The 22186-nt window shown below is 35.1% G+C and carries 14 protein-coding genes and 1 CRISPR repeat array; of the genes, 13 read left to right on the top strand and 1 reads right to left on the bottom strand.

Annotated features, from left to right (window positions below; genetic code table 11):
* The first annotated feature begins 116 nt into the window (after window positions 1–116).
* On the top strand, window positions 117–1211 hold the full coding sequence (gene ftsZ / locus CLOCL_RS10640; protein ID WP_014255359.1) for a cell division protein FtsZ: 1095 nt from the start codon (window positions 117–119) through the stop codon (window positions 1209–1211).
* A gap of 116 nt (window positions 1212–1327) precedes the next feature.
* Here ftsZ and CLOCL_RS10635 read toward each other — a convergent pair whose 3' ends face one another.
* Window positions 1328–1642 (bottom strand): hypothetical protein, encoded by a 315-nt coding sequence (locus CLOCL_RS10635; RefSeq protein WP_014255358.1) that lies wholly within the window; start codon window positions 1640–1642, stop codon window positions 1328–1330.
* Window positions 1643–1990: 348 nt separating this feature from the next.
* On the opposite strand from CLOCL_RS10635, the gene spoIIGA reads away from it, so the two are divergent.
* The 12 genes from spoIIGA to CLOCL_RS10575 all read left to right on the top strand — a co-directional run bounded on the left by spoIIGA (window position 1991) and on the right by CLOCL_RS10575 (window position 22184).
* Window positions 1991–2887: a sigma-E processing peptidase SpoIIGA gene (spoIIGA, locus tag CLOCL_RS10630; RefSeq protein WP_014255357.1), complete on the top strand. Its 897-nt coding sequence runs from the start codon at window positions 1991–1993 to the stop codon at window positions 2885–2887.
* Between the two features lie 39 nt (window positions 2888–2926).
* The gene (gene sigE / locus CLOCL_RS10625) at window positions 2927–3661 is read left to right on the top strand and encodes an RNA polymerase sporulation sigma factor SigE (RefSeq protein WP_014255356.1); all 735 of its coding nucleotides are present in this window, start codon (window positions 2927–2929) and stop codon (window positions 3659–3661) included.
* Between the two features lie 168 nt (window positions 3662–3829).
* Entirely contained in the window at window positions 3830–4603 is a 774-nt protein-coding gene (gene sigG / locus CLOCL_RS10620) for an RNA polymerase sporulation sigma factor SigG (protein WP_014255355.1), read from the top strand.
* Between the two features lie 169 nt (window positions 4604–4772).
* Window positions 4773–5042: a YlmC/YmxH family sporulation protein gene (locus CLOCL_RS10615; protein WP_014255354.1), complete on the top strand. Its 270-nt coding sequence runs from the start codon at window positions 4773–4775 to the stop codon at window positions 5040–5042.
* 226 nt (window positions 5043–5268) lie between these two features.
* A complete protein-coding gene (nrdR, locus tag CLOCL_RS10610; protein ID WP_014255353.1) occupies window positions 5269–5724 on the top strand; it encodes a transcriptional regulator NrdR in 456 nt (151 codons plus the stop codon).
* Between the two features lie 68 nt (window positions 5725–5792).
* Entirely contained in the window at window positions 5793–7646 is a 1854-nt protein-coding gene (locus CLOCL_RS10605; RefSeq protein WP_014255352.1) for a motility associated factor glycosyltransferase family protein, read from the top strand.
* A 270-nt stretch (window positions 7647–7916) separates the two neighbouring features.
* Window positions 7917–13750: a CRISPR direct-repeat array (repeat unit 37 nt; unit sequence GTTGAAGTAGAACATCCAGTAAAATAAGGATTGAAAC).
* A gap of 340 nt (window positions 13751–14090) precedes the next feature.
* A complete protein-coding gene (locus CLOCL_RS10600; RefSeq protein WP_041715085.1) occupies window positions 14091–15935 on the top strand; it encodes a TIGR02556 family CRISPR-associated protein in 1845 nt (614 codons plus the stop codon).
* Window positions 15932–16849, top strand: coding sequence for a type I-B CRISPR-associated protein Cas7/Csh2 (gene cas7b / locus CLOCL_RS10595; RefSeq protein WP_014255350.1), 918 nt, complete (start codon window positions 15932–15934; stop codon window positions 16847–16849). Before CLOCL_RS10600 ends, cas7b begins: the two co-directional genes overlap by 4 nt.
* A gap of 14 nt (window positions 16850–16863) precedes the next feature.
* Window positions 16864–17577 (top strand): type I-B CRISPR-associated protein Cas5b, encoded by a 714-nt coding sequence (gene cas5b, locus CLOCL_RS10590; RefSeq protein ID WP_014255349.1) that lies wholly within the window; start codon window positions 16864–16866, stop codon window positions 17575–17577.
* A 13-nt stretch (window positions 17578–17590) separates the two neighbouring features.
* A complete protein-coding gene (locus CLOCL_RS10585; RefSeq protein WP_014255348.1) occupies window positions 17591–19987 on the top strand; it encodes a CRISPR-associated helicase/endonuclease Cas3 in 2397 nt (798 codons plus the stop codon).
* A 15-nt stretch (window positions 19988–20002) separates the two neighbouring features.
* Window positions 20003–20674, top strand: a complete 672-nt coding sequence (locus CLOCL_RS10580; protein ID WP_027621657.1) for a CRISPR-associated endonuclease Cas6 — start codon at window positions 20003–20005, stop codon at window positions 20672–20674.
* Between the two features lie 46 nt (window positions 20675–20720).
* Window positions 20721–22184 (top strand): Cas10/Cmr2 second palm domain-containing protein, encoded by a 1464-nt coding sequence (locus CLOCL_RS10575; protein WP_014255346.1) that lies wholly within the window; start codon window positions 20721–20723, stop codon window positions 22182–22184.
* Window positions 22185–22186 lie beyond the last annotated feature (2 nt).

Raw genomic sequence — 22186 nt, 5'->3', positions numbered from 1 at the left:
CTGAAGAAATTAACCATATATGATATACAGGATATATGATGTGGAATGTTACGTGAGCAGATTTAGGCAGATGATTGACGATTGGCGCATTACGAAAGAATAAGGAGGGACTCATATTGTTGGAATTTGATATTGATCTTGAACAATTTGCCCAGATTAGAGTTGTAGGTGTTGGCGGCGGAGGTAATAATGCTGTAAATAGAATGATATCTGCGGGACTTCGCGGAGTTGAGTTTATTGCAATAAATACTGACAAACAGGCTTTATTTTTGTCAAAGGCGAATACAAAGATCCAGATTGGAGATAAACTTACAAAAGGACTTGGAGCAGGAGCAAATCCCGAAATCGGGGAAAAAGCTGCAAATGAAAGCAGGGATGAAATAGCACAGGCAATAAAGGGTGCCGATATGGTTTTTGTAACAGCAGGTATGGGTGGAGGTACAGGAACCGGTGCAGCACCGGTTGTAGCCCAGATTGCAAAGGAAATGGGTATCCTTACTGTCGGTGTTGTTACAAAACCCTTCATGTTTGAAGGAAGAAAGAGAATGCAGCATGCAGAAAGAGGTATAGAGACCCTTAAAGGGGTAGTTGATACATTGGTGACTATACCTAATGACAGATTGCTTCAGGTTGCTGAAAAGAAGACTTCCATCGTGGATGCCTTCAAAATTGCCGATGATGTGTTAAGACAGGGTGTACAGGGTATTTCCGACCTTATTGCGGTACCGGGACTTGTAAACCTGGACTTTGCAGATGTAAAGACCATTATGTTGGATACTGGTCTGGCACATATGGGTATTGGAAGGGCATCAGGAGAGAACAGAGCGGAAGAAGCTGCAAAACAGGCAATCTTAAGTCCATTGCTCGAAACTTCAATTGAAGGCGCAAGAGGAGTGCTTCTCAATATTACCGGAGGTCCGGATCTTGGATTGTTTGAAGTCAATACTGCAGCCGAACTGGTGCAGAAATCGGCTGACCCCGATGCAAACATCATATTTGGTGCTGTAATTGATGAAAACTTAAAGGACGAGCTGCTAATTACCGTTATAGCAACCGGATTTGACAAAGTTCCGACTATCAGAAAGCAGGAAAAACCTGCTGAGAAAATAGGTATATCCAGTGGAAGGATAATAGAAAACGAACCGGATCCACAGCCTATGTCTGACGAGTTGGAAATTCCGACATTCTTAAGAAGAAATCGCTTTAAGTAATTAATTGAATGGATATAATAAAGAGCAGTTAGGGTAACCTTTCTGCTCTTTTTGTATTTTTATTTATTGTATTTTTAATGAATTGAAAAATAAATATATAGAACATATCCGGAAATTTACTTAATTGCATTTAACTTATCTATTTCATTCCAGTTACTGGATGTAACTATTCCAACTTTTACTAAGATTTCTCTGATGGATTCCAATTCGCCTTTGATATGTGCTATATCATTGTCCATCCTGTCATGTTCAGCTTTGTTTACTTCTGCTGAGTGTACTAGGGATTTTAATATTTCGGTATTTTCTTTGGTTTGAATTTGCAGAGCATCAACTTTGTTTTCCAAGTTTGAAAGCTTGCTGTTTACATCTTTTCTGAGACTATCAAATTGATTGCTCAATTCAGCTAATGCTTGCAATATTTTTTCCTCCATGATACGAACCTCCTTCATTAGATAATAGTATACCATGATTTTTCCATTTTGAACAGGATTTTTTAGAACGGTACGAAAGAGCAATAAGATGTTGCTTTAATGAGTACTAACATTTTTTTTCAAAGGATAATTTTTTTCAACAGTGGGGTTTGACAAATTATATATAGGGCAATTTGTATAATTAATATGAACTTCGGGACAACTTTAATTTTTATTTTATTTTTAAATTTCTTTAATAAAAAGTGGAATAAAAAAACATGCTCTTGCATATATGTTAATAGTATTTGATTATAGAGGGTTTATGTAACTTTAAACGGACAGCATGTACACTTGCAGGGGGTGAAGTGTATGGAAATATATCTTGATGTGTTGGTACTTGAAAATATCGTTATGAATTACTTGATTCTCTTAATGACAGCCAAGTTTTCAAAGAATAAAACATCTCATCTGAGGCTGTTTTTGGCAGCCTTTGTGGGTGCGATTTATGTTGCGTTCCTGGTAGTTTATCCTTCACTTGATGTGTATTACACTACGATTACGAAAATAGCAATTTCTTTTGCCATTGTAGCAATTGCCTTCTCATTCCAGCGCTTTACTGCCTTCTTCAAGACTATGGTAATGTTCTATATATCAACCTTTATTTTTGCCGGTGCCGGTTTTGCCTTTTTATATTTCAATCATAGCGGCGGATTTATAAGGGACGGATTCTTCTATGTCTACTGGAATTCAAAGTGGACGGTTATGGTTCTGTGTGTTGCAACGGTAGGTATTATAGTCAAAATATTCTGGGAAATCATACAGAGCAGATTGGTTAAAGACAGGCTGCTTTTACCTTTGAAAATTGCCTTTGAAAATGGAATCATTAATTTGTCGGCATTGGTTGATACCGGCAATGCATTGTTTGACCCCCTTACCCATTCTCCTGTCATTGTAGTGGAGTTCAATGCTATAAAAAGTATTTTACCTGAGGAAATTCAGAATATTTTTGAAGAATCGAAAGAGGATGACTTGGTGAGGGTAACAAAGATTGTATCTAATTCCAGATGGTTTTCAAGATTCAGGATAATTCCTTTTACATCACTGGGAAAGGAAAACGGAATCTTGATAGGCTTTAAACCGGATTATATAGAAATTGGAGATAAAAATGAAAGGAAGGGGGTAACCGATGTGATTGTAGGCATTTATAACAAAGCTCTTTCCAAAGGCGAAAATTATAATGCACTTCTAAGCCCGGATTTGGTGTAAATTAATAAAATCAGACAAAAACTGAAGGGGGAAGGAATAATGATTCTTCTTAAGAAGGCAAGACTTTTTTTTTGGATCAAGTACATAAATTTTTTGAAAAGGTTCAAAATACATGAAAGATTTCCGGTTCATTATATCGGAGGAAGTGAAGCGCTGCCACCCCCGCTTAGCAGTGAAGAGGAGAACTATTTGCTTAGCAAGCTGGAAAAAAAGGAATATGGAGTTAAAACGATTTTGATTGAAAGAAACTTAAGACTTGTGGTGTATATCGCCCGCAAATTTGAAAATACGGGAGTAGGAGTGGAAGATTTAATTTCCATTGGTACAATAGGGTTGATTAAGGCAATTAATACCTTCAATCCCGGTAAAAACATTAAGCTTGCAACCTATGCCTCCAGATGTATTGAGAATGAGATACTGATGTATCTTAGAAGAAACAGCAGGATGAAAACGGAAATATCCATTGATGAACCTTTAAATATAGATTGGGATGGAAATGAACTGCTTTTATCGGACATTTTAGGAACTGAAAACGATTTGATTCACAGAAGTATTGAGGATGAAGTGGATAAGGAACTTTTGAACAATGCAATGAAAAAACTGTCCGTGAGGGAAAAAAAGATTATGGAGTTAAGGTTTGGCCTTTCCAACGGAGGAGAGGAAAAAACTCAGAAGGAAGTAGCCGACATGCTTGGTATTTCCCAATCATACATATCGAGGCTGGAAAAGAAGATAATAAGCAGGTTGAAAAAAGAAATAAGCAGAATGGTATAGAATGCCAAATTGTAATAAATTAACAATAGAATTAAAAACTAGTTCTCCCAATAAGTAACGGGCTTGTCAAGGTCTTTTGAGAAAATTTTGTATGCTTTTTTGCAGTATAAAAATGACCTCCGTGGCAATAATGATACTGACTTCAATTTACTGCCGGGAGGTTATTCTATGCTAGTCAATAAAGTTGAAATATGCGGTGTAAACACATCAAAGCTGCCAGTTTTAACCAACGAACAGAAAAAAGCTCTATTTGAAAGAATGCATAAAGGTGACAAGTCGGCAAGGGAGGAATTTATTAAGGGAAATCTGAGACTTGTATTAAGCGTCATACAACGATTCAACAACAGAGGTGAATATGTCGATGACCTGTTCCAGGTCGGCTGCATAGGTCTTATTAAAGCAATAGACAATTTCGACGTAAATCAAAACGTAAAATTCTCTACTTATGCTGTACCAATGATAATCGGCGAGATACGAAGATATTTGCGTGACAACAACTCAATCCGTGTCAGCCGGTCGTTGAGAGATATTGCATATAAAGCTCTTCAGGCGAAGGAACGCTTGACCAACAAAAATTCAAAGGAACCGACTATAGAGGAACTTTCCAAGGAATTGGGAATACCCAAGGAGGAAATTGTGTTTGCATTGGATGCAATACAAGACCCCATCTCACTGTTTGAGTCTGTGTATCATGATGGCGGCGATGCCATATATGTTATGGATCAGGTAAAAGATGAAAAGAACAATGATGAAAACTGGCTCGAAGGCATTGCACTGAATGAAGCAATGAGAAAGCTAAATGACAGGGAAAAACTGATTTTGAACTTAAGATTTTTTGACGGAAGAACGCAGATGGAAGTTGCAGAAGAAATCGGAATTTCGCAGGCACAGGTTTCAAGACTTGAAAAGACAGCACTTACACATATGCGAAAATATATTTAAAATTTAGTGCCTCCCCGCATAAATATCTGTTTCAAAAATCTATGAAAAAACCAGGTATTCGACTTAAAAAATCATTGCTTTTTAAGTTGATATCTGGTTTTTTCATATGAATTGCAGACAATTCATATATTATAGTATTGATTATATTAGTTTTATGAGGTGTGGGGTTATGAACAGGACATCGGATTTCAGACAGAAAGAGGTTATTAATATTTCCGACGGAAGAAGACTTGGATTTGTCTGCGATGTGGAAATCAATCTTGAAACCGGAAAGCTGGATGCCATTGTGATACCGGCAGAAGGCAGGCTCTTTAGTTTCTTCGGAAAAGATAACTACTATGTCATACCCTGGAGTAAAATCAAGAAAATCGGTGAAGATATTATATTGGTTGAATTTGATGAAAGGGATATGCGCCGAGATTACAGGGGAAGCTATTAATTGGACAAATTAATTTAAATTAAATAAATTTGATTTAATATTCCTAGATATTATAATATAATAGTAACTGGATTATGTAAAAAGATTTTGTTTTGATATACTCGGGAATATGTACGAAATTTGCCGTAATCATTTCTGAAAGCTTGTCTTCGCTTCATTATTAATTTTTTAGGGAAGGTACTGAAAAAACAAAGGATAAATAAAAAACAAAAGAGGAGGGGGCATTATGAAGTGTCCGTATTGCGGTTTTATTGAGGATAAGGTCATCGATTCGAGACCTACCGATGAAGGGACTGCTATTAGAAGACGAAGGGAATGTTCCAAGTGCCAAAAACGCTTTACGACATATGAAAAGGTAGAAAGTCTGCCGCTTATGGTTATAAAAAAGGATAAAACCAGGGAACACTTTGACAGGGAGAAGCTTATGAACGGTCTTTTAAGGGCTTGCGAAAAAAGGCCTGTTTCCGTTAATGATTTGGAACACCTTGTTGAAAGTATTGAATTGCAGTTGCATAACTCGCTTCAAAGGGAGGTAACTTCTCAAACCATCGGCGAAATGGTTATGGAAAGGCTGAAAGAACTGGATGAGGTTGCTTATGTAAGGTTTGCCTCGGTTTACAGGCAGTTTAAAGATATAAATACTTTTATGGACGAATTGCGTAAACTGTTAAAGGAAAAATAGGATTTTTACTGCCTATGCAGATGGATTTGCAGGTTTTTACATAAATAACACTGAAATGAGTGATACCGATGAATAATGTTTTGGAAAAAAACCTTCAGATAATGAAAAAGTACCAGCCTCATCTTTATTCAAAAATGGACAGTTACATTAAAGGCAACTATGTTTCAAAAAATAAATCCATTGAAAGGATTTTGCTTGCCCGTCAGGATGATCTGGTTATTAACATTGCTGTCAGAACATTGGGAAAAGACTATGTGCTTTGCGACCATGAAGACCCAATAAATGAAGCTTATGCTTGGATTGACAGATACGTGGACCCGTCCAATAGCGTTGATATTGTCTTTGGAATAGGAATGGCATTCCATCTGGAAGTTTTGATAACCAGCTTTCCGAACAAAAAAGTATTGATAATAGAGCCTAATATTGACCTCTTTTATCAGATTATTTGCGTAAGAAATCTGGAGTTTTTGTTTGAAAAGGCAGAGATTTTGGTGGATGAGGATAAGGATACAATCCTTGGCAAAATCGGTACTTTCTTTTGGAATACCGATGAAGGCGGGATACAATTAGAACCTTTGGAAGTATATGCAGAGTTGTTTCCTCAAATATGGGAAGATTTAAGAGACCGTTTTGTTAAAATGGCTCAAAGCTTTACTGTGGATATTTTAACAAGGAGAAAATTCGGTGAACTGTGGGTTCATAACAATATAAAAAATCTGAATTTAATTGCTGAGGCTTCCAATGCTGCAGAGCTTATCGGTAGATTCAAGGGAGTGCCGGCAATACTGGTATCGGCAGGGCCTTCCCTCAAAAAAAATGTCCATTTGCTTAAGGAACTGAAAGATAAATGTATAATTATGGCTGCCGGCACAGCGGTAACTGTTCTTCAGGACTTTGGTATAACTCCTCATTTTATGATGGGAATAGACGCAGGGGAAAATGAAGGAAGAATTCACGAAAGAGTAACCGCAAAAGACATATATTTTCTGTATTCAAACCAGGTTTCTCCCAAATCTCTTAGAAGCTATCAAGGTCCCAAGTTTTTAATGAATTACCCGATGGACTTGTATACCAATGAATTTTTCAAACGCCAAAACATTAAGTCGGACTTTTTCTTAAGCGGTCCTTCGGTTGCAAATACTTGTTTTGATGTACTTTATAAAATGGGATGCAACCCGATAATACTGGTGGGTCAGGATTTGGCCTTTACCGATGAAAGCAATTATGCAAACCAGCAACCGGGAGCGCTTTCGGAAAGAATTAGGGAAAACAAAGGTACTTATGTTAAAGTTAAGGATATTTACGGCAATGATGTCTACACCACACCGGCATTTTTGGCGATGAAAAACTGGTTTGAGGGATATTTTGAAAAGGTAGCACAAAGGGTTGAAATAATAAATGCTACAGAGGGCGGTTTGAATATTGAATATGCCAAAAATGATACTTTGGCAAATGTAATGGATAAATATCAGTTTAAAAAGCAGTATTTAGAAAGGGATATAAAAGAAATTCATAACAATAGCAGATTTAGAGACATTATAGGCAATGGTGTTCAGGAATATTTGCAATTTGTCGCTATGGAGATGGATAAGCTGGACAAGCTTTCAAAAGAACAGCTAAAACTGGTAAACTTAATTGAAAATGATATTTGTGATCCTCGAAAGAATAGAAGGGAATATGAGAGAACGGTAAATTCCATAAAGGAACTTTCCGACAAGGTTATCAACTCACCCATCTATCCGTCGCTTTTAAAGAATTTGATTGAAATAGAGTTCTTTTTGATAAAAGCAGAAGTGGACAGGGCAACTAAAGTGTTGACGGAGTATAGGGATATAAAGCCTGTATTTGTAAATGCAATTAAGGAGCAGAACAGGATATTGGAGGAAAGCCTTGAAAAAATCAGGAGATTTATGGAGGAATAGGAACAGAGAAGTTGAATATATAGTTAAATTGTGATATGTTAAAAATGAAAGAGATGGGTATATGGAAATATGTGGATGCAAAATTATTGGGAAATTTGAAGTCACAGGCTTGTAAGTATTGAAATTTGGGGGTTATAAGCTTGTGTTGATGATTAAAAAATGTGATTTTTTATATGAAAAAATTGTGTTTTGCAATAAAATTAGCTCAAAAAAAGTCCGTCAAAAAAAGCTTGTAAGGCTTGAGGTATGAAGGATTAAGCTTCGCGGACTGTTGAAGTAGAACATCCAGTAAAATAAGGATTGAAACTCGTGATAATGTTCGTAGATATTATAAGCCTGAGAAAAGTTGAAGTAGAACATCCAGTAAAATAAGGATTGAAACTGCTATGTTACAATAATTATGATGGAATTTTCATATTAATGTTGAAGTAGAACATCCAGTAAAATAAGGATTGAAACTTGAGAAAATATGGAAGTGCAGGGAAATATCGAAGGGTTGAAGTAGAACATCCAGTAAAATAAGGATTGAAACTACAATTGACGTGCTTTCGCATCAAGTTCTACATACAGTTGAAGTAGAACATCCAGTAAAATAAGGATTGAAACACTGGCGGAGCTCTTCGAGCTCTTTTTGACGAGCTGCTGTTGAAGTAGAACATCCAGTAAAATAAGGATTGAAACTCTACATTGGAATAAAACTGTACAATCATCAGGTCAAGTTGAAGTAGAACATCCAGTAAAATAAGGATTGAAACTTTTTGAGTTCATGTAGGGAAGCGAAAGCAATGAGCGTTGAAGTAGAACATCCAGTAAAATAAGGATTGAAACTTCCGTTAACAACATCTTTTAATACAGCCCTATATCCAGTTGAAGTAGAACATCCAGTAAAATAAGGATTGAAACTTTGCGAGGCCGATCCTGATGAGAGTGGCAACATAGAGTTGAAGTAGAACATCCAGTAAAATAAGGATTGAAACGTGATTTTGCGAAAAAATCTTTTCTTTGTTGTGGGTGTTGAAGTAGAACATCCAGTAAAATAAGGATTGAAACTTATGGACGCGTAACCTATTATATATAATAGGTTGTGTTGAAGTAGAACATCCAGTAAAATAAGGATTGAAACTATTGAGCTTCTAAATCAATATAAAGTACATCTATTTGTTGAAGTAGAACATCCAGTAAAATAAGGATTGAAACACTAAGGAAACGAAAAGATTACCCAGATTATTGAGGGGGTTGAAGTAGAACATCCAGTAAAATAAGGATTGAAACAATTGTTCTGCTAAAACCTTGTTATATGTTGCATGTTGTTGAAGTAGAACATCCAGTAAAATAAGGATTGAAACACTTCTCCGTCATCTTCCACTTCCTTTGTATACCAAGTTGAAGTAGAACATCCAGTAAAATAAGGATTGAAACTGAGGTGTTTGATTGAGATAATGATGCGCGCAGTTGTGTTGAAGTAGAACATCCAGTAAAATAAGGATTGAAACGTCACAGTCTATAAGATACCTTCTTATCTCTTGTGCAGTTGAAGTAGAACATCCAGTAAAATAAGGATTGAAACAACAATTGCTAGTGCTGTATTTATTGCTATACTCACTCCTTGTTGAAGTAGAACATCCAGTAAAATAAGGATTGAAACTCCAATTTGCCAACTGTATAAAATTGTAAATGTCAGCGTTGAAGTAGAACATCCAGTAAAATAAGGATTGAAACTCATAAAGGTACCGAAATTGTGAGGTTTCACGAAGCATTGTTGAAGTAGAACATCCAGTAAAATAAGGATTGAAACAAAATTTTTGTAAAATCAGGTGTTTTTCTGTTAGTAGTTGAAGTAGAACATCCAGTAAAATAAGGATTGAAACTTTAACAATGTAGAAATCAAATTTTTAGCAGTTTCTTCAAGTTGAAGTAGAACATCCAGTAAAATAAGGATTGAAACGGTACAAAGAAATAATTTCCTTTGCTTACGTTGTTGGCGTTGAAGTAGAACATCCAGTAAAATAAGGATTGAAACTATTAAATATGGCAATTATGACGAAACTAAAAAAACGTTGAAGTAGAACATCCAGTAAAATAAGGATTGAAACTTCCAGCCGAGATGTTCTCAGTCGAGCAGGTTAAGGTTGAAGTAGAACATCCAGTAAAATAAGGATTGAAACTCTGCTTGTTGAAAGAGCAGGAGCAAATTTATCGTGTTGAAGTAGAACATCCAGTAAAATAAGGATTGAAACGCTGGAGATCCAGTAACAAATCGCATGGTCGAATTTAGTTGAAGTAGAACATCCAGTAAAATAAGGATTGAAACCAATATGGTCAAGGAATATTACAAAAATATGGAGAGGTGTTGAAGTAGAACATCCAGTAAAATAAGGATTGAAACATGCCATGATGGCTTTACATAGATTCACGCCCCCGGTTGAAGTAGAACATCCAGTAAAATAAGGATTGAAACAGCTGCCCGTACTCACTGTAAATATGCCTGTTATATTAGTTGAAGTAGAACATCCAGTAAAATAAGGATTGAAACCCAGATATTGTAACCTCTTTTTTTCCGTAATTTTTGTTGAAGTAGAACATCCAGTAAAATAAGGATTGAAACAAATATCATCTAAATATAACTCAAACCAATCTATAGTTGAAGTAGAACATCCAGTAAAATAAGGATTGAAACTTGAGTATCTTCCATTCATTTGGTTGCAGAATGCTCAGTTGAAGTAGAACATCCAGTAAAATAAGGATTGAAACCCTGCATAAACGGACATCTTTACACTTAATGGCAACCCGTTGAAGTAGAACATCCAGTAAAATAAGGATTGAAACCTATCTTCTGCTATTGCATTGTATCCCATTTCTGTAATCAGTTGAAGTAGAACATCCAGTAAAATAAGGATTGAAACAATATTTTTCAACCTTTGCTTTTTCTTGTGAATTATCTAGTTGAAGTAGAACATCCAGTAAAATAAGGATTGAAACTGTGCTTTTTGCAAGCAACCCCGCCGCTTTGTGTTTGTTGAAGTAGAACATCCAGTAAAATAAGGATTGAAACTTCAATAACCTGTATTTTTCTTGTTTAAATCTCTCTTGGTTGAAGTAGAACATCCAGTAAAATAAGGATTGAAACTCGGGTCTATGGATGGTACGCCAAAGATTTTCCAAATGTTGTTGAAGTAGAACATCCAGTAAAATAAGGATTGAAACAAATGTCAAAAAGAATATTTGAAATTGAAAAAACAGGTTGAAGTAGAACATCCAGTAAAATAAGGATTGAAACATTTTATCCCTGTTAGCATTGAATATCTTGGTATATTGTTGAAGTAGAACATCCAGTAAAATAAGGATTGAAACGGGATAAACCCTGCCAGCACCTCCTTGTGCAAATTAAGTTGAAGTAGAACATCCAGTAAAATAAGGATTGAAACCTTTTTGGCTTAAACAGTTTTGCAATGATAAAAAATTAAGTTGAAGTAGAACATCCAGTAAAATAAGGATTGAAACAAGAAGATGGATCTCTCGACGAGGGTTTTGAGATAGTATCGTTGAAGTAGAACATCCAGTAAAATAAGGATTGAAACATCTAAATTGACAAATAGGTTAACAATCGGATTAACACGGTTGAAGTAGAACATCCAGTAAAATAAGGATTGAAACTTAAAAGAGGTGATTGTATGTCTAATCTCAGTATATGTTGAAGTAGAACATCCAGTAAAATAAGGATTGAAACTAAAGCATATACACCGTATTCAACAGATAATATAACTCCGTTGAAGTAGAACATCCAGTAAAATAAGGATTGAAACCTGCATCAGTTAAGCTTCCTAACTTATCACTTATATTCGTTGAAGTAGAACATCCAGTAAAATAAGGATTGAAACGCAGCGGTAATTCCGCCATTATTTCCTCAAGTTCGTGTTGAAGTAGAACATCCAGTAAAATAAGGATTGAAACACTAAATATCTATTAGATTTACAGGCAAAATATCCTAAAGTTGAAGTAGAACATCCAGTAAAATAAGGATTGAAACGCAGCGGTAATTCCGCCATTATTTCCTCAAGTTCGTGTTGAAGTAGAACATCCAGTAAAATAAGGATTGAAACACTAAATATCTATTAGATTTACAGGCAAAATATCCTAAAGTTGAAGTAGAACATCCAGTAAAATAAGGATTGAAACAGAGTGAGGATATGCAAATTAGAGATGGGACTTTTAAGTTGAAGTAGAACATCCAGTAAAATAAGGATTGAAACATAAAGTTATTGTAAAGGTAAATCAGCTTATTAATGCTGGTTGAAGTAGAACATCCAGTAAAATAAGGATTGAAACAAACATATTACTTCATATATTCTCCTTAAAAAAGCCTGTTGAAGTAGAACATCCAGTAAAATAAGGATTGAAACGTTACGGTCAGCTCCTCAATCAGCACAAGGGTGTTAAGTTGAAGTAGAACATCCAGTAAAATAAGGATTGAAACTATATGGCTTGCTTTAATGCTCCTAATCCGTCTACAAATGTTGAAGTAGAACATCCAGTAAAATAAGGATTGAAACAAAACATAGCCGTAGAAAATATTTGCACCATCATACCTGGTTGAAGTAGAACATCCAGTAAAATAAGGATTGAAACATTATGATCCAGATATTATATCAATTATTAAAACAGGTTGAAGTAGAACATCCAGTAAAATAAGGATTGAAACCTAGTGAGTGTGAGTCTCACAAACTTCCATAATATAGTTGAAGTAGAACATCCAGTAAAATAAGGATTGAAACATGCCTTCGATGTCTTTTTTTCCTGCGTATACCGTAGTTGAAGTAGAACATCCAGTAAAATAAGGATTGAAACTTCGCAAATTAAACATCACTTGGTTTGGAGGTTCTGGTTGAAGTAGAACATCCAGTAAAATAAGGATTGAAACCGAGTTCGGACAATCTGTTAAACCATTCTTCGCCGAGTTGAAGTAGAACATCCAGTAAAATAAGGATTGAAACATAACCTTAAGTTCTTCCTTGATTCGGTCTGCATACTTGTTGAAGTAGAACATCCAGTAAAATAAGGATTGAAACTTAGATATAACTGACCCTTATACAGCGTATTGTTTTGGTTGAAGTAGAACATCCAGTAAAATAAGGATTGAAACAGAAAGGAGGGTGCCATAATGGCAGGCAACAAGTTAAGTTGAAGTAGAACATCCAGTAAAATAAGGATTGAAACTCTTTCTTGCAATGTCTCCCATTTCTTTGGCATCTATTGTTGAAGTAGAACATCCAGTAAAATAAGGATTGAAACTAAAATAGTCCATTGCCTATAGGTGTCGCTGTCTTGGTTGAAGTAGAACTTCCAGTAAAATAAGGATTGAAACTAGAAGAAGTTGATGATTTTGGTTCTCATGGTGGGAAAGTTGAAGTAGAACTTCCAGTAAAATAAGGATTGAAACTTTTCTTGTAATATCTCAATGTTTTATATGTTATATTAATAGTTGAAGTAGAACTTCCAGTAAAATAAGGATTGAAACTTTTTTTTATAGACGGTATAACAGCAGACCGTCAATGTTGAAGTAGAACTTCCAGTAAAATAAGGATTGAAACTAAATATATGGGTCTGTATTATTCCATTTTTCTATTAATGTTGAAGTAGAACTTCCAGTAAAATAAGGATTGAAACCAATTGCTAGAATAGGAAATAACTTTGCAGGCGAACGTTGAAGTAGAACTTCCAGTAAAATAAGGATTGAAACTCAAAATAGCCACGGCGGTTATATTGGGATTGGCTGGTTGAAGTAGAACTTCCAGTAAAATAAGGATTGAAACTTTATTTGTTGATATAATGCATAAGTAACTGCTGTAGTTGAAGTAGAACTTCCAGTAAAATAAGGATTGAAACTCATAATTACCTACAAAGCTTTGCCCTTCAAGATACGTTGAAGTAGAACTTCCAGTAAAATAAGGATTGAAACATAAGTGCGACTGGAAATCGTGTGTACGTGATGAGCGTGTTGAAGTAGAACTTCCAATAAAATAAGGATTGAAACATAACAGTTGCCAATGCTGTAAACTCAAGGTCAGCAGTTGAAGTAGAACTTCCAGCAAAATAAGGATTGAAACACACCTGACACACGCGGCGCTTAGGTCGTAGTACACATCGTTGAAGTAGTATATCCAGTAAAAACAGGGACTTAATACTTTTCTGGTACTCAATAATCTTTTATCTTTACAAAACTTACGTAAAAAAATAAAAAATTCGAAGCAATTTAAAGATAAACTTGCTATTATATAAATGAACAAGTAATTAAAGGATTGAAAGAAATCATTATATATTTTATTCTTTACAGAAATAACACATATTTTGAAGAAAAATGTAATTTGTACTTGACAAAACTTATCAAAAGATGTAATATGATTATATGAAATGCAAAATATTACTGCTCTGAGAGAAGGTGTCTTGTTGCTTACGGGTATATTGCAGATAGGAGAGTATGTACTCAATAGCAAAAGCGTCGAAGCAGATGATTATATTCAAGTCATTGAGAATCCTAATGAAAAAGGAAACTACAGGCACGTCTTAAAAATTGGGTTTAACTTGAATGAACGGAATGTTGGTTATAGAGGTATCGAGTATGAAGAGTTCTCGGATAAAAAGATAGTTAAATACGCATACAAAAAGGGAAGCGCCAGAGGTGGAGATATAACACCTACTTCAAAATATACAGACCCGTCGAAGACGTTAAACAAAATCATGATTTCTCTCAATGATATTCTGAAAAATTCAAATCCGTCCTATGAAGAGTTTACAATATTTAAAAATATCTATGAGTACATATCTTCAAATCAAGAAAAAATCGAAAATGAGATCTCAGAAAAAATAAAATCAATTACGTTGGAAAAAGGTGAATCCTTCATTATAACATTATCATTGTTTGAAAACGAAAATGAAAGGTATATGGGGGATTTTAACATAATAAAAGATCGACTCGGTAAAATTTCGAATGAGCAGTATTTCAATAAATATGGAACTACATCAAAGGGAATAGGTATCTGCTATTACTGCAAACAAAAAACTGAAGTTTTTGGTTTTGTGAATACTTACAATTCATACACTGTTGACAAAATAGGCTTTGTAAGCGGAGGATTCAAACAGGAGAATGCATGGAAGAACTACCCTGTATGCGGCAGTTGTGCACAAAAATTGGAACAAGGCAAAAAGTATTTACGGGAAAACCTTTCATCCAGATTTTCCGGATTCAATTATTTCGTAATACCTAAAGCAGTAATAAGGGATAAAGAAGATGAAAAAGAATTTATTAAAACATTGGAAGAGTTTGAAAAGAACAAAAACTTTTCCACTGAAAAAGATACGAGGCAAAACCTGTTGGCAAGTGAGAGAGATTTTCTTGATATAATGAAGGACAGTAAAAATTTTCTCAACTATAACATGTTGATATATAAAGAAGAACAGTCAGGAAGTGTTTTCAGAATTTTGCTGTATATTGAAGATATTGTTCCAAGCAAGGTTAAGAATATATTGAAAATTAAAGATAAAATCGATGATATTGATTTGTTCAGAAACCTGCCTGGAAAAGACAATTCCACCTATGATTTAAAATTCGGATTTGACAAAATAAGAACCTTTTTCCCAAACAACAAGACAGAAGGAAACTTTGACAAAAGCTTTTTGGAAATTCTGAATAACGTTTTCACATACAAAAAAATAAGTTATAAATTTCTTTTAAACAGAATGATTTCAAAAATACGGTCAGCATTTGTGAATGAGGAATATATCGATGCTCTTGTGCTTCAGGCACTAATGAGTATTTTATTTATCGAAAAACTCAATCTGTTCAGTGACAAAGAGAAAGGGGTGCAAAAGATAATGATTGAGAAAACGGAAAAAAATAAAAAGTATTTGGACTTCTTTGAAAATGAAAGTTATAAAGATGCTTTTGATTCAGATTATAAAAAAGCTGTATTTCTTACAGGTGTTCTTACAGAAAAGTTATTGAACATACAGTACGATGAGAGAAAAAGCAAACCGTTTTACAGCAGGCTGAATGGTTTGAAACTGGACAGAAAATTGGTAAAAAGGATATTTTCCGAAGCTGTCAATAAATTGAATGAATACAACAAGAACTATTATAAAGAACTGGAATACCTTATAGGAATGTATATGTTGGGAGAAGAAGCCGATAAGAACATTTCCAATGATGATATAAGCTTCTACTTTGTCCTGGGTATGACTCTTGCAAAGCATTTTAAAGAAGAAAAAAAGGATGGGGAGGATGTTGAACCATGATTAAAAACAGGCAGGAAATATTGTTTTTATACGATGTAACCGATGCTAACCCCAATGGCGATCCGTTGGATGAAAATAAACCCCGCATTGACGAGGAGACAGGTGTCAACATTGTAACCGATGTAAGGTTAAAAAGAACAATAAGGGATTATTTATTCAGTTATAAAGGTTATGACGGTTCGAACGGAAAAGATATTTTTGTAAGGGAATTGGAATCGGAAAAGGGTGGTATAAAGGACGGAAAAGCCAGAGCAAAGGATTTTAATGAAGATTTAAATGAGATTATTGAAAAAGCAATTGATATAAGGCTTTTTGGAGGAGTTATCCCTCTTGATAAGGCATCAATAACATTCACCGGTCCGGTACAGTTTGGCATGGGCAGGTCGTTAAATAAAGTCTCATTAAAGCATATAAAAGGTACGGGTGCTTTTGCATCTGGTGAAGGAAAAGCACAGAAAACTTTCAGGGAAGAGTACATTTTACCCTATTCCCTCATAGGATTCCACGGAATTGTAAATGAAAATGCAGCAAAAGAGACAAGACTCAGTGATGAAGATGTGGAACTTTTGGACGAAGCCATGTGGAACGGTACCAAAAATCTCATTACCCGTTCAAAGATGGGGCATATGCCGAGACTTATGCTCAGAGTGGTGTATAAAGCCGGGCAGAATTTCTTTATAGGAGATTTGCAAAACAAGATTGAGCTTGTATCTGACTTGCCCGATGAAAAAATTAGATCAGTCAAGGACTTTGCGATAAAAATAGACGAACTGGTAAATGAGCTTGTGTTGTACAAGGACAGAGTTGAAAAAGTGGTTTACATTGCGGATAAAAACCTGAAACTGGTTTTGAACGGCCAGGGAATTAATCTGAAAGATATTAAGGAAATAAAGTTTGAAGAAAAATCATATTAGAGAGAGGGAGAGAAATGGCTCAAAAATTTTTGGTTTTTGATGTAAGTGCTCCCTATGGACACTTCAAAAAACCTTATACAACCACATCTCCCCTTACATATTCAATTCCAACCAGGACTGCCGTTGCAGGTATGATTGCTGCTATATTGGGTTTTGGAAAAGAAGATTATCAAAAGCTTTTTACCAAAGACCTTGCCCAAATAGGAATAGGCATAAGGAAGCCCATTAAAAAGGTGAGAATCAGTGAGAATCTTATAAATACAAAAAAGTCAATGAACAGAATACATGAACGTACCCAAATAAAGATTGAGTATTTGAAAGATGTTTGCTACAGGATTTATTTCACACACAAAGATGAAAAAATATACGGGAAATTAAAAGAATTCCTTACAAGACACTGTAGTGTATACACAATCAGTATGGGTCTTAGCGAAAACCTGGCCAATTACACATTTGTAGGAGAATTTGAAGGGCAAGAGATTTCCGGGAGCAAAGAATTTGTGGAATTTTCAAGTGTTTTGCCCGTGGACAGGATTGCAAAAGGCGATGTGGAATATGAGGATGACAGGGAATATTTTACTGAAAACATACCCGTTGAGATGGATGAAGAGCGGAATGTAAAAGAATACAGAGAGATATTGTTCGAGAGGAACAGCAGAAAAATCAAAGCAAAACTTGAAAACTTTACTAAGATTATGGAAATAGACGAAAATATCATGATATTATAAGGGAGAGGAAATCGTGCTGCTTTCGCATCCGGATAAACTTCTCAAAGAACATTTAAAAAATGTTTCATTGATAGGAGACAGCATATTATTACAAAAAAGAATTAATTTTAAGAGTTTTTCCAATGATAAAATACGTCAGTTAAACCGGATAAATCTTTTAACTCATGATCTTGGCAAAGCTACTTCCTATTTTCAGGATTATATAAAAAACGTAAACGGCAAGCAGAATAATGATGAGAAAAAAAGTCACGGATTATTGTCAGGAGTTTTGTCCTTTAAAATTGCAAGCACAGTTTTAAAGGATGAAGCTCTTGCTTTTTTTTCATATATGGTGGTTTCTAAACACCATGGAGAACTGGAAGATTTTTCGAATTTTATATCGGTATTGCATGGAGATGAAAACAATAGAAATCTTTTAAAGCTTCAATTTGAAAGCATTGATAAAACAGAACTGCAGAATGTAATTGCGGAACTTGGAATTGATTTTTCTATATCGGAATATACAACTGATGAATTTTTGGCGGACATTGATTATTTGACAAGCAGAAAAGTCAGAAATAAAGTGAAGGAATTACTGGGTATTGAAACGTTTTTGCTGATTAATTTACTCTTTTCTCTGCTCATTTTTTCTGACAAGCTTGAAGCTATATATAACAGCGAAAAAATGAGTATTGAGGACTTTATTGAGAAAAGCACGCATAGACCCAACCTTTTGTCATCCTGCGTTGATAATTTCAAAAAGGGACTTGAAATAAAGAATATTCAAATGGCAAAGCGCAGAGACGAAATATATGAAGATGTTGTAGAGAGTGTTAGAAATATAAATCTTGAAGAAAAAATATTGTCCATTAATCTTCCCACCGGATCGGGAAAAACTCTTATCGCACTTAAGACTGCATTGATGCTGAAGGAACGCATAATAAAGGAAGAGGGATATAATCCCGGAATTATTTATGTGCTTCCTTTTACTTCAATAATAGAACAGAACTTTGATGTTTTTAAAGATGTTTTGGGCAGTGATGACTCAAAGGTAATGCTGAAGCATCATTACCTTTCGGAACGAAGTTATAAATGGGAAAAGGACGGTAAAAAAGAAGAATACAGCGATGCAATTTCAGAGCATCTTGTGGAATCATGGGATTCGGAGATTGTGGTAAGTACCTTTGTCCAGCTTTTGCACTCCATATTTACAAACAGGAACAGAAAGCTGAAGAAATTTCACAGCATGGTAAATTCCATTATTATACTTGATGAAGTGCAGAGTATACCGCATAAGTACTGGAAGTTGGTTAATGAGACCTTTAAAGCAATGGCATTATTTCTAAACTGCCGTTTTATATTGATGACGGCCACCATGCCGCTGATTTTTTCTGAAAGCGACGGTGAAATATACGAACTTGCAACATGTAAGAAAAGATATTTCAGTGAATTCAACCGCATAAACATTGATGCAAGCAGGCTTGAAAACGGGATGACCCTGGAGGAATTCAAAGCATTTATATACGATGAGATTAACCGATATGAAGAAGATGACTTTTTAATCGTATTGAACACAATTATGACTTCCATTGATGTATTTTCATATATTAAAGATGAGTTTGAGGATATAGCGGAAGTTTACTATTTATCCACTAATATTATTCCTAAAGAGAGGCTTGGCAGGATAGAGAAAATAAAGGACAGCAAAAACCGAAAGATAATTGTTTCAACGCAGATGATTGAAGCCGGAGTGGATATTGACATTGACAGGGTATACAGGGATTTCGGACCGATGGACAGCATCAATCAGACGGCAGGCCGGTGTAACCGTGAATGGTGCGGCAAAAAAGGTATTGTAACCCTCGTTAATCTGGTCAATGAGAATCATCACGATAAAGCTTATTCAAGTTATATCTATGACACTATATTGATGGAAGAGACCAAATCGGCATTGAAAGATAAGGATATGATAGAGGAAAAAGATATTTTTCAGTTGGCAGAAAGGTATTACAACGGTTTGAAATCCCATGGGAACGACGAAAGTGATTGGCTTTTGAACTGTATCGGAGAACTTCGGTACAGAGAGGCTTTTGAACACAGAGAAGATAAGAATTCGAAGGCATTTGAACTGATTAAACAGGAGTTTAAAACAGTGGATGTATTTATTGAGGCGGATGACGAGGCATCGGAAGTATGGGAAAAATACCAAAGTATAAAGCTTATTGCCGATCGTTTCGAAAGAAAGAGGCAGTTTAATAAGCTGAAAAAAGATTTTTACCAATTTGTGCTCAGTTTGCCGGAACAGGCGGTAAAAAAGCACGTTGAAATAGATGAAAAGGAGATTACCTTTATAAGCAGGGAAATGTTATGCAGTACCTATGATAAGGATACAGGCTTTATTAGAAAAATAGACAGGGATTATTTCATTTAAAATGGGGGAATTACATTGGAAATTAAAATGCTTACTGTAAAACTGGAAGGTAACAAAGTTGCAAGCAGGGATGTGCCTAAGATACGAGGGTATCTCGCAGGAAGATTTCCAGAGTATGTCGAGTTGCACAATCATTTGGGAGACGGCAAGTTTAAGTATGGCTATCCTGTAATTCAATACAAATCTATTAGCGGAGTTCCAAACATTATTGCCATTAACGATGCTTCAAAGATATTGATAGATATTTTCTATGATGTGAAGGAAATTGATATGAAAGACAAAATTATGAGTATCCTTGAGAAGGGCTATATACTCAAAACAATGAAATTTGGTCCTTCAGAGGGATTGATTGAATATGAATTTTTGACTCCGTGGATGGCGCTTAATCAGGATAATTTTGAGGAATATGTAAAAGCATCCTTGGAAGAGAGAGTAGGAATATTGAAGAAAGTGCTTGTTGGTAATATTCTGTCCATGGCAAAAGGATTGAATTGCTGGGTGGACAAGCCCATAGAGGCAATGATTAAACTCCGCCCTGTGGAAGTAAATTTCAAGAACAAGAAGATGGTCGGATTTAAAGGAAGGTTTTTGACCAATTTTGTGATACCGGATTATCTGGGGTTGGGTAAGTCGGTGGCGAGAGGATTTGGTACTGTGGTCAAGGTAAAGGACGGAGGTTTTGTGTAGAAAACTGATAAATAATAAACAAGCAATTAAATAAGGAGGGGGAATAATGGGATTTTTAACGATTTTGGAAGTATCAAAAAAGCAAAGTTATATTTTTAAATCTAACAGGTTAAGAGAAAATATCGGAGCATCAGAGATAATTGAATTTGTGACTAAAGAACTTCCACAGGAACTCTGTGATGATTATAACGGCAATCATATCAGTTCTGGAGGAGGTAGCAGTATTTATTATTTTGAAAACAATGATGATTGTATTAACTTTTCAAAAGCCTATTCCAGACGAATTATAAAAGAATATCCTTCGTTAGAATTTTTTATTGCAAGTTTGGAATATGATCCTGAAAAAGATATCATTATCGATAAAACCAGAGAATTGTTTGAGAGATTGGAAAGAAAAAAGGCAAAAAGAGATACGTATTCTTGTATTATTGACTTTGGAGTATCGAAAAAATGCAGTTCTACAAGACTACCTGCCATTTATAAAGAAGAATTAAGCGGAAACTACTATTCCAGTGAGGCAAAATCAAAAATTGATATGTTTAACCAAAGGGGAAAAAGTAACAGTCAATTTGCTTTAGATATTAAGGATTTGGGTGTAAGTAAAAATGAAAAAAGCTATATAGCCATTACACATATTGACGGAAACAGGATGGGAAAGCGGATAAGCAACTTGAGAGAAAGTTTTAGAAGCAAGTATAATTCTGAAAATATAAAGGAAATAAATGAACAATACATAAATGCATTGAATCAGTTTTCAACAGATATTGACAAGGCTTTCAAAACAGCTTTTAACAAAATGGTTGAGACAGTAGAAAAAAATCGTAAAAACTTGGAAAAAGAAAGAATGGAACTTAAAAGTTCGGTTATACCGATTCGAAAAGTTGTGCTGGCAGGCGACGATGTTTGTTATATCACTGATGCGAGGATTGCTTTGGAATGTGCTTATATTTTCTTGCAAGAGTTGGAAAAGTATAAAGTTATGGGAGAAAAGATAACGGCCTGCGCCGGTATTGCAATTGTGAAAGAAAAATATCCGTTTTTTAAAACATACGAATTATCCGAAGAACTTTGTAAAAATGCAAAATCAAGTATTGAAGAAGGCAAAATTGAATCGAGGATCGACTGGCATATAGTTCAAGGAGAATACAATAACAATTTGGGTGAGATTAGAAACACAGTTTATAAGACACTTGACGGTAAAGACCTTTCCATGAGACCGTTGGTGGTTTCTAAAGAATCAGATTCACCAAATCATTATTCTCTTTTCAGGAAGGATATAGAGGTAATAAGAACGAGAAAATTACCCGGGGGAAAAATAAAAGGAATGTTAAAAGAAATGAAAAAAGGAGAGGCTTATTTAGATACCTATATAGAAATTAATCAGATTTATAATGTACTTGGTGCACACCGGCTTAATGCAAAAAGCGGATTCCTAAACGGAAAATGTGTTTTGTTTGATGCAATAGAAGCATTGGATTATTTTATACCGTTTTGTGATGAGGAGGTGTAAGT

It is taken from the genome of Acetivibrio clariflavus DSM 19732, assembly GCF_000237085.1.
Classification (GTDB): domain Bacteria; phylum Bacillota; class Clostridia; order Acetivibrionales; family Acetivibrionaceae; genus Acetivibrio; species Acetivibrio clariflavus.
This window is presented reverse-complemented; position numbering and strand designations above follow the sequence as displayed.